Origin of the sequence: Pseudomonas sp. ICMP 561 (assembly GCF_002699985.1) — a bacterium.
Taxonomy (GTDB): Bacteria; Pseudomonadota; Gammaproteobacteria; order Pseudomonadales; family Pseudomonadaceae; genus Aquipseudomonas; species Aquipseudomonas quasicaspiana.
Genome location: NZ_LKBT01000056.1, coordinates 201176 through 214751, shown reverse-complemented (window position 1 = coordinate 214751; position 13576 = coordinate 201176). Strand labels below are relative to the sequence as shown.

Sequence of the window (13576 nt, the reverse complement as noted above, 5' to 3'; positions counted from 1 at the left end):
CCGGTATCCATGGAACCACGCCGTTCCGCGACAAACACGGGATCTGTTGGAGCGAGGCTTGCCCGCGAAGAAACGATAATGCAGTCCATCTGACCTACCGAGTCGACTGATTCGCGGGCAAGCCTCGCTCCAACGGGAAAACACGTTTATTTAACGGGGTATATTTCGATCAAAAATCGAAAAACACCGTCTCGTCTTCACCCTGCACGCGGATGTCAAAACGGTACGCCAGCTTGCCGTCGACCGTACAGCGTTTGGCGATCAGGGTTTCGCGGCGGATCGGTTGTTCGATCAGGTTCAACACCGGATCCTTGGCGTTGGCTTCAGCTTCGTCGTCGAAATACAGCCGCGTCTGCAGATGGATATTGATGCCACGGGCAAACAGCGACACGTTGATGTGCGCTGCCATGGGCACGCCAGCCGCGTTACGCACGATGCCTGGCTTGATGGTGTTCAACAGCCACTGACCATCTTCCCCCGTGGCAGTACGACCGAAGCCGTTGAAGGGTTTTTCCGGGTCGTAAATCGGGTCGTAATGACCTTCATGGTCGGCTTGCCAGAATTCCAGAAAGGCGTCACGAATCAGGTGGCCATTACCATCGAAAACATTACCCAGCAGCACGATATGTTCACCCGGCGCATTGGGCAGAACCATTTCGTGAGTGATTTCCAGATCCCGGGGCGGATTGCCCGCAGCCTCCAGCGCCAGGCCGATATGCACGTACGGGCCAGCAGTTTGTGAAGGAGTTTCAGGCAGCAATTGAACTGGCATGTCATTAGCTCCTTAGCGATTTTCGAAGTGCGTAGCGCGCTGACCGCGCAGGACGATATCAAAGCGATAAGCCAGGCTGTCCATCGGATTGGCCATGCCCATGTCGAGCCGGGCAATCAGACTTTGCACCGCATCCGGATTGGCAATCGACTTGACGATCGGGCACAGCGGGATCAGCGGATCGCCTTCGAAATACAACTGGGTGATCAAGCGTGTCGCAATCGACGGACCGCTGATCGACACATGAATATGCGCCGGACGCCAGTCATTGGGACCGTTGCGCCACGGGTAAGGACCAGGTTTGACAGTGCGGAAACTGTAGTTGCCATCGCGATCAGTCAGAGCCCGACCCACGCCGCCGAAGTTCGGATCGATGGGCGCCAGATAAGCATCGCGTTTGTGGCGATAACGGCCACCCGCGTTGGCCTGCCAGATCTCGACCAGTGTGTGTGGAATCGGCTTGCCGTATTGGTCACACACCCGCCCGGCCAGAATAATACGCTCGCCAATCGGCAGACCACCGTTGTTGAAGTTCAGCAACAGGTCGTTGTCGTGCTCGCCAAATTTGAGGTGGGAAAAGTCCGGGCCGGTGGCTTCGGAGACCGATTGCGGAATACTCACAAGGGCCTGTCGCGGGGAGCGCAGGATCGAGGTCTTGTAATCGGGGGTCAACGCTTTGGGGTGCCAGTTTCGGTCACGGACGACGAAACGGCTGCTGCTCGCATCAGACATGCGGTTCTCCCTGGTTTTTATAATGAGGAGTGTTTGTTGATGTTACGCAGTTTCTCCCGACTTACCCAAAACCTGAACTGAATAAATCAAACACATCCATAACCAAATGGTTATGGATGCTCCGTTTGACCATATGCTTTGCCTACTTCCTGCAAGACATCGACACACCACTGCGCCGCTCTCGACAAAGGCAGTGCCGGATTGCTGCAAATGCCCACCGAGCCACCAGGTTCTCGAATGCCCAGCTCCAGTTCGTGCAGCTCACCGGCGTGCAAATCCTGCTGAACGGCATCGAACGGCGCGATCCAGATCGCGTCGCTGCATTGCACGTAACGGCGGCTCAAGGTCAGCGACAGGGTTTCCAGACGCTGGCGTGGCGGGCTGATTCCGCATTGCACGAACAGGCTGTCGGCAAATTTTCGAATAGTTGTGCCTGCCAAGGGCAGAACCATGGGGTAATTTTCCAGGCTTTCACGGCGCAACTTGCCCTCCAGCAACGGGTGATCGCGCCGGACGACCAGGGTCATGGATTCGCTGTAGAGGTGCTCGAAGGTCAGGCCCTGAATCTGCGGACTGTCGGTCATGCGCCCGACCACCAGATCCAGTTCACCGACCCGCAACTGCGAGAGCAGATAGGCGCTGGGGCCCGTCATGACACTGACGATCAGCGCTGGATGACGCTCATGCAGCCGACGCACCACTTCCGGGACCAGCAGGCTTTCCACCGTCGATAAAACGCCGAGCCGCGCGGTCACCGGTTCATGCTCGCCGGAACGCAGGCTGTTCACCCCTTCGCGCAGCGACTGCACACTGGGCCCGGCGAATCGCAGAAATGCCACACCCGCCTCGGTCAGCGCTGCGCCGCTTTTACTGCGCACAAACAGCTGGGTTTCGAGCAGGGTTTCCAGCTCCTTGAGGGTTTTGGAAAGCGCTGGCTGGCTGATCGCCAACTGATCCGAAGCCCGCGCCAGACTGCCCTGCCGGGCCACCTCTAGGAAACACACCAGATGACGGAATTTGATTCGGGTATCAATGTTCAATTCGGTGGTCGCCTTACATTTGAATCCATTAATGGTGATACCAACGAGCGGCCTGAGTGTCCATTGGTGCGGCCAACATTGCCCCTGTAGGAGCTGCCGAAGGCTGCGATGGCGCTGGCTCAGGATAAAGGCTTCGCAGCCTTCGGCAGCTCCTACAGAAAACGCATTTCCAGTTCAAATGATTGCAGTGTGCTTGATAAGACTGCCGACTATTACCGCTGCCCCCGAAACTGCCTGGGCGACTGGCCGGTGCAGCGTTTGAAGAATCGGGAAAAGTAAGCAGGCTCGGAAAACCCCAACCGGTCCGAAATCTGATTGATAGTCAGGGTGGTGTAAACCAGATCGCGTTTGGCTTCCAGCAGCAGACGTTGATTGATGATCTGCAAAGCCGACTGATCGGTCAGCCGTCGACACAGACTGTTCAGCCAGGCTGAGCTGATATTCAGTTGTTCAGCGTAGTGTTCGATAGAACAGTGCTGGCGGAACTGCTCGCCCACCAACCGGGTAAATGCCTGCAAATGTTCACGTCCTTTTTCATGGGAAGCCATCACGGATGAAGACAGCGCGCTGCTGCGCCGATCCAGCCAGATCGACAGCATGGTAATCAGCGCATGGAGCATGGAGTCCCGTCCGGATTTATGCTGCGCATACTCTTCACTGATCGCAGTAAACAACGGATCCAGCTGCTTGCGCTCTTCACTGTTCACGCCATAACAGTGGGCGACGTTCAACGGTAAAGACGCCAGCGACGCATTCAATTGTTCCGCCAACGGCTGCGCCAGGCTAAGGATGAAACCCTGAATGTCCGGGGCAAAACTGAAGCGATGCACGCTCAACGCCGGAATCACCTGCAACGTAGCGCTTTCCACCTGACGGGTGACACCTTCGACATGCAGGGTGGCCTGCCCGGATTGCACATAAAGCAACTGCACAAGGTCGCTATGGGAGTGGGTTTGTATTTCCCAACCGTGGAGCTCGCTGCGCTCTGGTATCGATTCGCAATGCAACAGGTCGGGAGTCGGCCAGAGCGTGGTTTCGCCGTAGAGCTTGAAGACCGGGACACTTTCAGCCGCTGGACCACGCATGTTTGCCCCCATCCACGAGTTATGAAAAGTCCAGAAAATGCAGCGAATAATGTCTTCTTCTTCGGATAACAGCCACTAAAAATACAGGACAGATAAAAACAACATATAAAAAGGTTCTGCCATGAAAACCCAGATCGCCATTATTGGCTGCGGGCCGTCCGGCCTTTTACTCGGTCAATTGCTCCAGCGGGCCGGTATCGACAACGTCATCGTCGAACGCAAAAATCCCGAGCATATCCTCTCCCGAATCCGCGCTGGCGTGCTTGAACAAGGCACCGTCGACCTCCTGCGCGAGGCTGGCGTCAGCCAGCGTCTGGACAGCGAAGGCCTGCCCCATGACGGTTTCCAGCTGGCTTTCGACGGGCGCACCGAACGTATCGATCTGCATGGCCTGACCGGGGGCAAGCACGTCACGGTCTACGGCCAGACTGAGGTCACCCGAGACCTGCTGCAAGCGCGGGACGCAGCGGGCGCCGTCAGTTTCTTCGATGCCAGCAACGTTGTACCTCATGATATGAAAACCGATGCCCCTTATCTGACCTTCGGGCACGAGGGACAGAGCATCCGTCTGGATTGTGAATACATCGCCGGGTGCGACGGATTTCATGGCGTCTCGCGGCAATCGATCCCTGCTGAAGCAGTCGAGGTATTCGAACGGGTTTATCCGTTTGGCTGGCTTGGCGTACTGGCGGACACCCCGCCCGTCAGCGAAGAGCTGATCTACGCTCGCCACGAACGCGGTTTTGCCCTGTGCAGCATGCGCTCGCCCACACGTACCCGGTATTACGTCCAGGTGGACGCAGGGGAGAAGATCGAGAATTGGCCGGATGAGCGGTTCTGGGATGAACTCAAGCACCGTCTGCCCGCGGATGTCGCCAATCGCCTGGTCACTGGCCCATCAATTGAAAAGAGCATCGCCCCGCTGCGCAGCTTCGTGGTTGAACCGATGCAGTATGGCCGACTGTTTCTGCTGGGTGACGCCGCGCATATCGTACCGCCCACTGGGGCCAAGGGTTTGAACCTGGCGGCCAGCGACGTCAATACGCTGTATCGCATCCTGCTCAAGGTTTATCGCGAGGGCCGCACCGATCTGTTGCAACGTTATTCGGAAATTTGCCTGCGTCGGGTGTGGAAAGCCGAGCGGTTTTCCTGGTGGATGACCTCAATGCTGCATCGCTTTCCCGATAACGACTCGTTCAGCCAGCGTCTGCAACAAACCGAACTGGATTACTTCGTTGGTTCCGACGCTGGCCGTCGCAGCATCGCGGAAAATTATGTGGGCCTGCCATTCGAGGATATCCACTGAACCGGGACGCTTTGAACGGCCCGATGTAGCGCGCTGCACCGCAAAGCAACTGAAAATCAAGGGAAAATCAGTATTTTTGTGGCTGTTCATTTCGTGATCATTGGCCAAAAACCGCAGCCCATATGGCTTTGGCAATGTTATCCACAGACATACCCCCACTTTTCGTGGACAACTTTTGTCTGGTTTTGTGAAGTGGATTCAGGGAGGCATAAGTGCCTCTGATTGGCAATGCAAAATCTGTACTACAAACCAGAAACCTGTAGGAGCTCACGAGCACCTACAGGGAAATTTAGCTGACCTTTAAGCCCGCATCTTGTACCGCAACCAGACCCCGCCCTCTTCCTGAACCTCGGCAGACACCAGTTTCAGATAAGCCGGTTGCTTCCAGGCCTCGGTCGATACCTCAAAGGAGGCTGGATGCTCGCCTCTGCCGTCGATCAATGGCAGCAGCAAAACGCTGACTTCGTCCACCAGCCCGGCATTCAGGAACGAGCCGCTGACATGGGGTCCGCCTTCGACAATCAGACGCTTGCGGCCCAGTTCGCTGGCGAGGATGTCGACAACTTTATTCAGGTCGATGTCAGTCTTGCCGCCAAAAATGTAGGACACATTGATGGATTGCAGATACGCAAGGTAATCGTCTTCCACGGATTCGCTGACCACTTCGACCACATGGGAACCCAGCGCCTGGTTGCTCTTCCAGGCTACTTTGCCGTGTGGATCGATGGAGATGGCGTAAGTTTCTGCATTGCGGTCAGCGAAATGATGGGTACGTGGCACCGGGGATTTGGCCAGCCCACGAGGGTAATCGTCGCCGTGAGAGATTTCCTGCATGGTCACGCGGCCGCAGATCCAGGCATCGAAATTGAACGTCTTTGCCAGCTCCTCATAGAGATCGCCAGCGGCATTCTTGAAAGGCCGCTCCCAGCCATCAGTCAGGGCGTGGCCGTCCAGGGAGGACATCATGTGGCAGATGACATAAGGCTTCATGGTAGTGCTCCGGGCAGGTGACTTCGCCAGACAATGGCGTTGTATTACCGACCCGCAGCGTTTGGGGATAGTTCGATTTACACAGCTGGTCTGAATGCAACCCGGCGGATCGCGATCCTGTAGGACCGGCTTTAGCCGGGAGGACTTCAGAACATTCGCTGGATTTCCTTCGACAGAAATACCGCTCTCCCGGCTAAAGCCAGTCCTACAACTCTGCACAGCCTCCCCATCAAAGCTTGAACTTGCCCACCATGCTTTGCAGGTGCACACCCAACCGCGCCAGCTCAACGCTGGACGCTGCAGTCTCTTCACTGGCGGCGGAGGTCTGCTCGGAAATATCCCGGACATTGAGCACGCTGCGGTTGATTTCGTCGGCCACGGCCGTTTGCTGTTCGGCTGCTGCGGCGATCTGCTGATTCATCAGCTCGATGGATGAAACCGAACGTGTGATGCTCACCAGAGAGGTAGCGGCACGTTGAGTCAGCTCTACGCTGCTGTCGGTCAGCGAGCGGCTGTTTTCCAGAATCGTCGCAACACGCTGAGTACCAGTGTGCAACCCGGTGATCAGGCCTTCGATCTCTTCGGTGGAGGTTTGGGTACGTTGCGCCAGGCTGCGGACTTCGTCGGCTACCACCGCAAAACCACGACCGGCTTCACCGGCACGTGCCGCTTCAATGGCAGCGTTGAGAGCCAGCAGGTTGGTTTGCTGCGCCACCGACTTGATCACGTCCAGCACGCTACCGATCTTGTCGCTTTCGCTTTTCAGATCGTTCATGGCGACGGTGGAGTGGCTCACTTCTTCAGCCAGTCGACCAATCTGTTGCATGGCCTGGGTCACCACTTCATCGCCCTGCTTCGCTTCGCGGCTGGCGTTGATGGCGGCTTCGGAAGCTTCTTCGGCGTTGCGGGCGACTTCCTGCACCGTAGCGGTCATTTCGTTCATGGCCGTGGCGACCTGATCGGTTTCCACCTTCTGACTATTAACGCCCGCGCTGGTTTGCTCAGTCACCGCCGACAGTTGCTCGGCAGCACTGGCGATCTGCACTACGCCATCACTGATACCGCCAATCAGATCACGCAGCCCCACGGTCATGCGCTGCATGCTGGTTTGCAACTGGCCCAGCTCGTCTTTGCGAGTCACCGCCATGTTGTGGCTCAGGTCACCGCTGGCGACGAACTCGGCGTTGCGCAGGGTTTCCATCAGCGGGCCGACGATCAGACGAGTGATAACCCAGGCAGCCAGAATGCCGAACAACAACGCGGCGATGGTTGCGCCTGCCAGAAACATATTGGCGTCATTCACGTCGTTGGTGCGCAGCACGATCTGATTGGCAGTCATTTTCTTGCTGGCTTCCAGCAAGCGGGTCACGTCATCCGTCAAGGCAATCTGCGCCTGCTGGGCCTTGGTCACGCTTTCGCTGAACTGCCCGATCGCAGCCCGAAAGGCGACCAGCGCCTGATCAATGCCCTGAATGGCTTGAGGTGAAGCCTGATTGAGGTTTTTCAGGTTGTTCCGTGCGGCATCCACAGCGGTGAGTGCTGGTTGCAGGTATTCAGGCTTGGTGCTGTAGGTGTAAGTCTGGGCGTGAGAGCGTGCCTGTTGAATGAGGCGATTCTGCGCGGTCATGGCCCGGGCCTGAGGGTCCGCCTCACCCGCCTGATCCTGAATTTTTTCCAGCTCAGCGATCATCGTATCAACCTGAGCGCTGATCGAGCCGCGCGCCGCTTCACGACTTTGGGTTGCCTGAACGAAATCGTTGAAATGGGTTTTGTAAACCGTCACAGAGTCACTGACTTCGCCAATCAGGCCAAGGCTGGCACCGGTAACAAAAAAGGTTTTCATCTCGCGGGTCTGGTTTTCCAGCTTGGTGATGTAGCTGGTGACCGCAGCGGCACGTTCGGCATCCGGGTTGAGCATGTAGCTCAGTCGGGCGATGCGCAGGTCGCGCGCCTGCTCATTGAGCGTGGCGATAGATGCCACCTTGTTGCCACGCTCGGTCAACGACTGTAGACCGGACCAGCCGGTAAAAGCGATTAAACACGTGAGGATCAGCACCAGAGCGAAGCCTAGTGAAAGTTTTGCTTTGACACTGATATTCGCCAGTGTTGTGTTAATCGCTGTGAGCATGGAACCGTCCGGGAATGATGAGGTTGATGAGGGCGGCCCTGCTCTCTTGGATGCGCATCCATTTTGCGCGACATCAAAATGACATCACTCCATGATAAACGTTTCAGCACTGGATAAAATAAGCTTCAAATGACAGACGGCCGGTTAGCAGGTGCTACCGGCACAAAATCGTGTTTTGCGGGGATATAGCGGGGATAGACGGGTGTACGGGTATTTATTACGAAATATTTCTACGCTGCCGCAGCAACCCGCGTCTGCAGGTCGAGCGTGACGCCGATCAAGCGGGCAAAGATTTCCAGCGTCTGAATCAAATCCGGATCATCCAGCCTGGCAGGCAATGGATCAAGGGCGCAAAGCGTGCCGAAAAATGCCCCGTCAGCCAGGATGATCGGCAACGACACATAGCTTTCGAAACCATACTGTTTGGGCACAGGATGGTTCACGAAACGCGGGTCCTCACTGACTTTTGAAATCACCACGGCGGCGTGATGCTGACGAATTTCCTTGCAGATGGTCGCTTCGACGTCCAGCTCATCGCCTGGGGTGACGCCAAACTGAATTTCATCGTGGACAGCGCAGGCAATCCAGCGCTGGTCGGTGACCCGGGCAATGGCCGCAAAACGCAGCGACGTCAGTCGCGTCATCAGGCGCAAAATATTGGAAGTCGCTTCGACCTCGGCGATCGCTGCGACTTCAGCATCAGTCAATTGGATGGCTGTCACGTATGTGTACTCGTATGGTTCGGAGTCCGGACGTAAAAGTGAGCTCCTTCACAAAACGCCAGGCGGTTGCGCATCCTACGTTGGCAGTCCCCTGCCCGGCAACTGCCTGTGATGCCGCACCCTGCCCGCCTCAGCGTCGCTCCTCACGAATGAACGCTTCGCCCAACGCTCCCGGCTGATTGCCTGAGCCCGCTGCCTTTGCGTTTTTATCCATTGCCACCCAGATCATGACCATCAGCGTGACGGCATAAGGCGTCATCAGCACGAAGTATTGCGGCAGGCGAATGCCGGTGGACGCCAACTGTGGGATCAGCGCCTCGATGCAGCCGAAAAGAATGGCACCGGCAAGGGCGCGCCAAGGCGACCAGCGGGCAAAAATCACCAGCGACACCGCAATCCAGCCACGTCCGCCGGTCATGTCGGCGATCCACATCTTGGTGCTGAGCACCGAAATATAGCCGCCTGCCAGGCCGATCAACGCTGCGCCCGCCAGAATCGCAGCCAGTCGGTAACCCAGAACAGATATGCCCGCCGCATCCGCCGCCTGAGGATTTTCGCCAACCGCTCGCAAGCGCAGGCCGGCATTACTGCGATAAAGAAACCAGACGACACCCAGAAAAATAAGCGGAGTCAGGTAAACCAGCGGGTTTTGTACAAAAATCTTTCCGATAAGCGGCAACCCGGAAAGTGGCCAAAGTGCCACTGCGGCCAGCCCGGTTACAGGTTGGTTGGTCCATTCAAGCAAGGTGCCAAGCAATCCGGTCAGTCCCTGACAGAAAAACACCAGTGCAAGCCCGGCGATGACCTGGTTGATACGCATCACCAACACCATCAGCGCGAACAACAGCGACACCACACTGGCAGCGAGCATGGCCATGATCAGCGAGATCATTGGCGTGCTGAAGCTTAGTTGGGCGCCGATCGCCGCCAGCGCGCCAACCAGCATCAAGCCTTCGGCCCCCAGCGCTAGAACCCCGGCACGCTCGGTCAGAATCAGGCCCAGCGCCGCCAGTGCGAATGGCACAGCAAAGTCAGGGGAATTGCCCAGCCAGTTGGCAATCATGTCCATCACTGCTCTCCCCTTTGAATCAGTCGCATGCGATGACGAATGAAAAAGTCTGACGAGGCCACACAGATCACCAGAATGGCCTGGATCAACTGCACCATGGAAAACGGGATCTGGTAGAACACCTGCAAACTGCGTCCGGCCACGAATAACAGCGCGACCAATAAAGCGACGATGGTGGCCGCAACAGGGTTATTGCGCGCCAGGAAGGCAATCAGAATTCCGGAAAACCCATAGCCCTGATAGAACGACTGAGTCAGGCGGCCTTCCTGCCCGGCGGTGACGATAAATCCGGCAATCCCGGCCAGTGCCCCGGAAAGCAGCACCGTGCCGATGATCATTTTGCGCACCGGCACGCCGACGGCATCAGCCACGCGCGGATTGGCATCAACGAAACGCAGGTACAGGCCCGCCCGGGAAATACCGATAAACCACAGCGCGAAAACAGTGACTATGATTGCCAGCACAATCGCCGCGTTGTAGCCATCGAGCAGATCCGGCAAGCGCTCGAAGCTTCGGAATGCCGGGGAATATGGAAAGTTGTCACGAGGGTCTTTCCAGTTGCCGTAAAGCAGATGCAGAAGAAAATTGGCGGCGATGTAGTTGAGCATCAGGGTCGAGATAATTTCGTTGACCTTGAGGCGTAGCTTGAGCAGCACGGGCGCGAGGGTCCAGAGCACGCCGCAGATCATTGCCGCCGCCAACATCAACGGCAGCCGAATCGACGGCGGGCCGACTTCGAACAACGAGATAGCGGTCGCGCCAATGCCGCCCCAGATCATCTGGCCTTCCAGCCCCAGGTTCCAGAATCGCGCACGAAACGCCATGCACCCGGCCAGCCCCACCAGAATCATTGGCGCCGCCTGAAACAACACCGCTTTGAAGTTCTGCGGGTCCAGCACGGTCAGCACGACAAACTCATTGAGCAGTTCTTCTGCCGGAACACCTGCGCCCACCAGAATTGCCGCCGAGATGGCCAGGCCAACCACCAATGCCAGGGCAATCACCAATGCTTGCCAGTACCAGGCCAACTGTTGACGAATTTCCAGCGCATAGCGGCGCGAAAGCAGTGGCTGACGCCGTGCAGGCTTTTGAGTCGAGGATTGCAGTGTCACTTCAGTCATGACTCACCATGGCCTTGCCTATCGCCTGGCGATCCGCCGGGCGTTCGAATTCTGCGACGATCCGGCCGCTGTTCATGACTCCGATACGGTCGGCCAGCATCAGCACCTCATCGAGGTCTTCACTGATCACCAACACCGCCGCTCCCGCGTCCCTCGCGGCCCGCAAACGACCGTGCACCGCAGCGGTCGCCTTGGCATCCAGCCCCCGACTGGGACTGTGTACCAGCACCAGTTGCGGGTCGCGGCTGAATTCCCGGGCGATTACCAGTTTTTGCGCATTACCACCGGACAGCAGCGCGGCTTTCTGCTGCAGGGAGCGAACGCCCTGCACGTCGAAAGCGCTGATGGCGGCGCTGGCATCCTCATCCATGCGCTTGTTGCGCAGGCGAAAAAAAGAGCCGTAACGACCGCTGTGGATCTGCCCGATAGCAAAGTTCTCGGCCACCGACAGCGAGCCTGCCAACGCTGCGCCGTAGCGGTCGGCGGGAATCGACGCAATGCGCAAGTCCCGACGTTGCTCGGCAGATGCGCCGCACAAATCGCCAAAACCCTGCAGCAGCATTTCGCCCTCTACCGCTTGAGGCAGGCCCATCAAGGCGTTGGCCAACTCACTCTGGCCGTTACCACCCACCCCGGCAATGCCATAAATTTGCCCGGCATGCAGGGTCATATCGACGCCAGCCAACGGTCCCTGACCCGCTACAGAACGCAGATTGCGCACCACAAGTTTTGCCTCGCCCGCCGGGGCTTGCGGATGCTCGGCAACGGTCTGCGATTCACCCACCGTCAAGCGCACCAATTGCTCGACCGATACGCTTTGCGGATCAAGGGTTTCCACGGTTCGACCGCCACGCATCACCGTTACCCGGTCGGCATAGCGTTTGACGTCAGACATTTTGTGCGTCACCAGAATCACCGCCGCGCCCTGCCGTGCAAAGGACTGCACGGTCGCCAGCAAGCGCTCGGCTTCCTGATCGGTCAGCACAGCGGTGGGCTCGTCGAGAATCAGGATCCGCGCACCCGCCAACAGCACTTTGAGAATCTCCACCCGTTGCTGCTCGGCAATCGAAAGGTTTTCGATGGTCTGACGCGGATCAATGGCAAAGCCCAGCTCCTGAGCCTTGGCGCTGATCTGCTTTTCAAGTGTTTGCAGACGTTTGCTGTAGCTGCCCTGCCCCACGGCATCGGGCAGGCCGAGCAGAATGTTCTGCGCAACAGTGAAAGGTCGCACCAGCTTGAAATGCTGATGGACCATACCGATATGGTAACGGCTCGCGTCCTTGGGGCCGCTGAGCCGTACCGGGTTGTCATCAATCAACAGCGACCCGCTCTCCGGTGCATACAAACCGGCGGCGATGTTCATCAGCGATGATTTGCCCGCACCGTTTTCGCCAAGCAGCGCATGCACTTCCCCCCATTTGCCGGTGAAGTGCGCGTCAGTCAAAGCCTTGAAACCGTCGAAGGATTTACTGATGCCGGTGAGCTGGATCGCGTTCGCCTGACTCATTGCTGAGAAGCCACGCCTTTGACGAACCAGTCCATCTTCCACAAGTCGGCATCAGGCATGCTCTTGCCCGCCGCGATTCGCTCCTTGCCATCGCGATCACTCATCGGGCCGCTGTAAATGATCCTCTGCCCCTTCATCAACTCGTCGCGAGCGGCCTCGATCTTTTGCTTGTTCTCCGCAGAAATATGCTCGCCCGCTGTCAGCGTAATGTCTGTGCCGCCTTGCTCCATGGACAGCAGTGCGCCTTTTGGATCGGGCACCCAGTTACCGGCAATAATTTTCTTCAGCTCAGGAGCCAGAAAGCGATCCCAGACCCAGGCCGAAGAACAAACGGTGGCCTTGGGGGCGAACTCACTCAAGTCACGGTGGTGGCCGGTACCCAGCACGCCGCGCTCCTGGGCGACGATTTGCGGTGTTGGACTGTCCACGTGTTGGCCGATCACGTCGGCGCCGTTATCGATCAGGGCCATGGCAGCCGCGCGCTCTTTGACAGGGTCATTCCAGGCGCCGGTGTAAATTACGTTGACCGTGGCATTCGGGTTGATCTGCTGCGCGCCCAGTGCAAAGGCGTTGACGGTCCAGTTGACCTGACCGAACGGGTTAGCGGCGACAAAGCCCAGCTTGCCAGTCTTCGAGGCTGCGCCCGCCGCCATGCCGCACAGGTACTGACTTTCGTAAGTACGGCCGTAGAAGGATTCCAGATTTGGCGCATTGGTCGTGCCGGAGCCGTTGAGGAAAGCGATCTTCGGGTACTTCTTCGCTAGATCGAGGAAGGTATCGGAGTAGCCAAACGCGGTGCCGATAATGACGTTCGCCCCCCGGGCAATCAGTCGATCAACCACCGGGGTAATGGCCGCAGCATTTTCCGGCACGCTTTCCACGTACTGGATTTTGGTGCCCAGCTCCTTCTCCAGCTTGACCCGCGACTCATCGAACGCCTGAGTCCAGCCACCATCATTGCGTGGGCTGATATAGACCATGGCGATCTTCGCCGGCTTCTCCAGGGTCAAGCCCTCTGCCGATGCGCCGTGTGCCAGACCCAGCAATATTGCAGCACCCAAGGTTCGCTTAAGAAATCTGTTGAGCATTGTTGATCATCCTGAT

The 13576-nt window shown here is 57.6% G+C and carries 12 protein-coding genes; 1 reads left to right on the top strand and 11 read right to left on the bottom strand.

Going from position 1 to position 13576, the window contains the following annotated elements; all coding sequences use genetic code 11:
- Positions 1-169: 169 nt before the first annotated feature.
- The 4 genes from pcaG to AO242_RS24800 form a co-directional block, all read right to left on the bottom strand.
- Entirely contained in the window at positions 170-772 is a 603-nt protein-coding gene (gene pcaG, locus AO242_RS24815) for a protocatechuate 3,4-dioxygenase subunit alpha (RefSeq protein ID WP_027898128.1), read from the bottom strand.
- A gap of 12 nt (positions 773-784) precedes the next feature.
- Positions 785-1504, bottom strand: coding sequence for a protocatechuate 3,4-dioxygenase subunit beta (gene pcaH / locus AO242_RS24810; protein ID WP_027898127.1), 720 nt, complete (start codon positions 1502-1504; stop codon positions 785-787).
- A 110-nt stretch (positions 1505-1614) separates the two neighbouring features.
- Entirely contained in the window at positions 1615-2544 is a 930-nt protein-coding gene (gene pcaQ / locus AO242_RS24805; protein ID WP_027898126.1) for a pca operon transcription factor PcaQ, read from the bottom strand.
- Positions 2545-2756: 212 nt separating this feature from the next.
- Positions 2757-3629, bottom strand: coding sequence for a helix-turn-helix domain-containing protein (locus AO242_RS24800; protein ID WP_099270779.1), 873 nt, complete (start codon positions 3627-3629; stop codon positions 2757-2759).
- A 121-nt stretch (positions 3630-3750) separates the two neighbouring features.
- On the opposite strand from AO242_RS24800, the gene pobA reads away from it, so the two are divergent.
- Positions 3751-4935 (top strand): 4-hydroxybenzoate 3-monooxygenase, encoded by a 1185-nt coding sequence (gene pobA / locus AO242_RS24795; RefSeq protein ID WP_099270778.1) that lies wholly within the window; start codon positions 3751-3753, stop codon positions 4933-4935.
- Between the two features lie 300 nt (positions 4936-5235).
- Here pobA and AO242_RS24790 read toward each other — a convergent pair whose 3' ends face one another.
- The 7 genes from AO242_RS24790 to AO242_RS24760 form a co-directional block, all read right to left on the bottom strand.
- Positions 5236-5925, bottom strand: coding sequence for a dihydrofolate reductase family protein (locus tag AO242_RS24790; protein ID WP_099270777.1), 690 nt, complete (start codon positions 5923-5925; stop codon positions 5236-5238).
- Positions 5926-6154: 229 nt separating this feature from the next.
- On the bottom strand, positions 6155-8053 hold the full coding sequence (locus AO242_RS24785; protein ID WP_099270776.1) for a HAMP domain-containing methyl-accepting chemotaxis protein: 1899 nt from the start codon (positions 8051-8053) through the stop codon (positions 6155-6157).
- 230 nt (positions 8054-8283) lie between these two features.
- A complete protein-coding gene (locus AO242_RS24780; protein ID WP_231667092.1) occupies positions 8284-8775 on the bottom strand; it encodes a GAF domain-containing protein in 492 nt (163 codons plus the stop codon).
- Between the two features lie 130 nt (positions 8776-8905).
- Positions 8906-9844, bottom strand: a complete 939-nt coding sequence (locus AO242_RS24775; protein ID WP_099270775.1) for an ABC transporter permease — start codon at positions 9842-9844, stop codon at positions 8906-8908.
- Positions 9844-10965: an ABC transporter permease gene (locus AO242_RS24770; RefSeq protein ID WP_099270774.1), complete on the bottom strand. Its 1122-nt coding sequence runs from the start codon at positions 10963-10965 to the stop codon at positions 9844-9846. Before AO242_RS24770 ends, AO242_RS24775 begins: the two co-directional genes overlap by 1 nt.
- Positions 10958-12472 (bottom strand): ABC transporter ATP-binding protein, encoded by a 1515-nt coding sequence (locus AO242_RS24765; protein WP_099270773.1) that lies wholly within the window; start codon positions 12470-12472, stop codon positions 10958-10960. The genes AO242_RS24770 and AO242_RS24765 overlap by 8 nt, the downstream gene beginning before the upstream one ends.
- A complete protein-coding gene (locus tag AO242_RS24760) occupies positions 12469-13560 on the bottom strand; it encodes a BMP family ABC transporter substrate-binding protein (RefSeq protein ID WP_099270772.1) in 1092 nt (363 codons plus the stop codon). The genes AO242_RS24765 and AO242_RS24760 overlap by 4 nt, the downstream gene beginning before the upstream one ends.
- Positions 13561-13576 lie beyond the last annotated feature (16 nt).

Bases quoted from the DNA above. Each gene is read 5' to 3' on its own strand.
- pcaG (WP_027898128.1), bottom strand. From the start codon at position 772: ATGCCAGTTCAATTGCTGCCTGAAACTCCTTCACAAACTGCTGGCCCG.
- pcaH (WP_027898127.1), bottom strand. From the start codon at position 1,504: ATGTCTGATGCGAGCAGCAGCCGTTTCGTCGTCCGTGACCGAAACTGG.
- AO242_RS24800 (WP_099270779.1), bottom strand. From the start codon at position 3,629: ATGCGTGGTCCAGCGGCTGAAAGTGTCCCGGTCTTCAAGCTCTACGGC.
- pobA (WP_099270778.1), top strand. From the start codon at position 3,751: ATGAAAACCCAGATCGCCATTATTGGCTGCGGGCCGTCCGGCCTTTTA.
- AO242_RS24790 (WP_099270777.1), bottom strand. From the start codon at position 5,925: ATGAAGCCTTATGTCATCTGCCACATGATGTCCTCCCTGGACGGCCAC.
- AO242_RS24785 (WP_099270776.1), bottom strand. From the start codon at position 8,053: ATGCTCACAGCGATTAACACAACACTGGCGAATATCAGTGTCAAAGCA.
- AO242_RS24775 (WP_099270775.1), bottom strand. From the start codon at position 9,844: ATGGACATGATTGCCAACTGGCTGGGCAATTCCCCTGACTTTGCTGTG.
- AO242_RS24770 (WP_099270774.1), bottom strand. From the start codon at position 10,965: ATGACTGAAGTGACACTGCAATCCTCGACTCAAAAGCCTGCACGGCGT.
- AO242_RS24765 (WP_099270773.1), bottom strand. From the start codon at position 12,472: ATGAGTCAGGCGAACGCGATCCAGCTCACCGGCATCAGTAAATCCTTC.
- AO242_RS24760 (WP_099270772.1), bottom strand. From the start codon at position 13,560: ATGCTCAACAGATTTCTTAAGCGAACCTTGGGTGCTGCAATATTGCTG.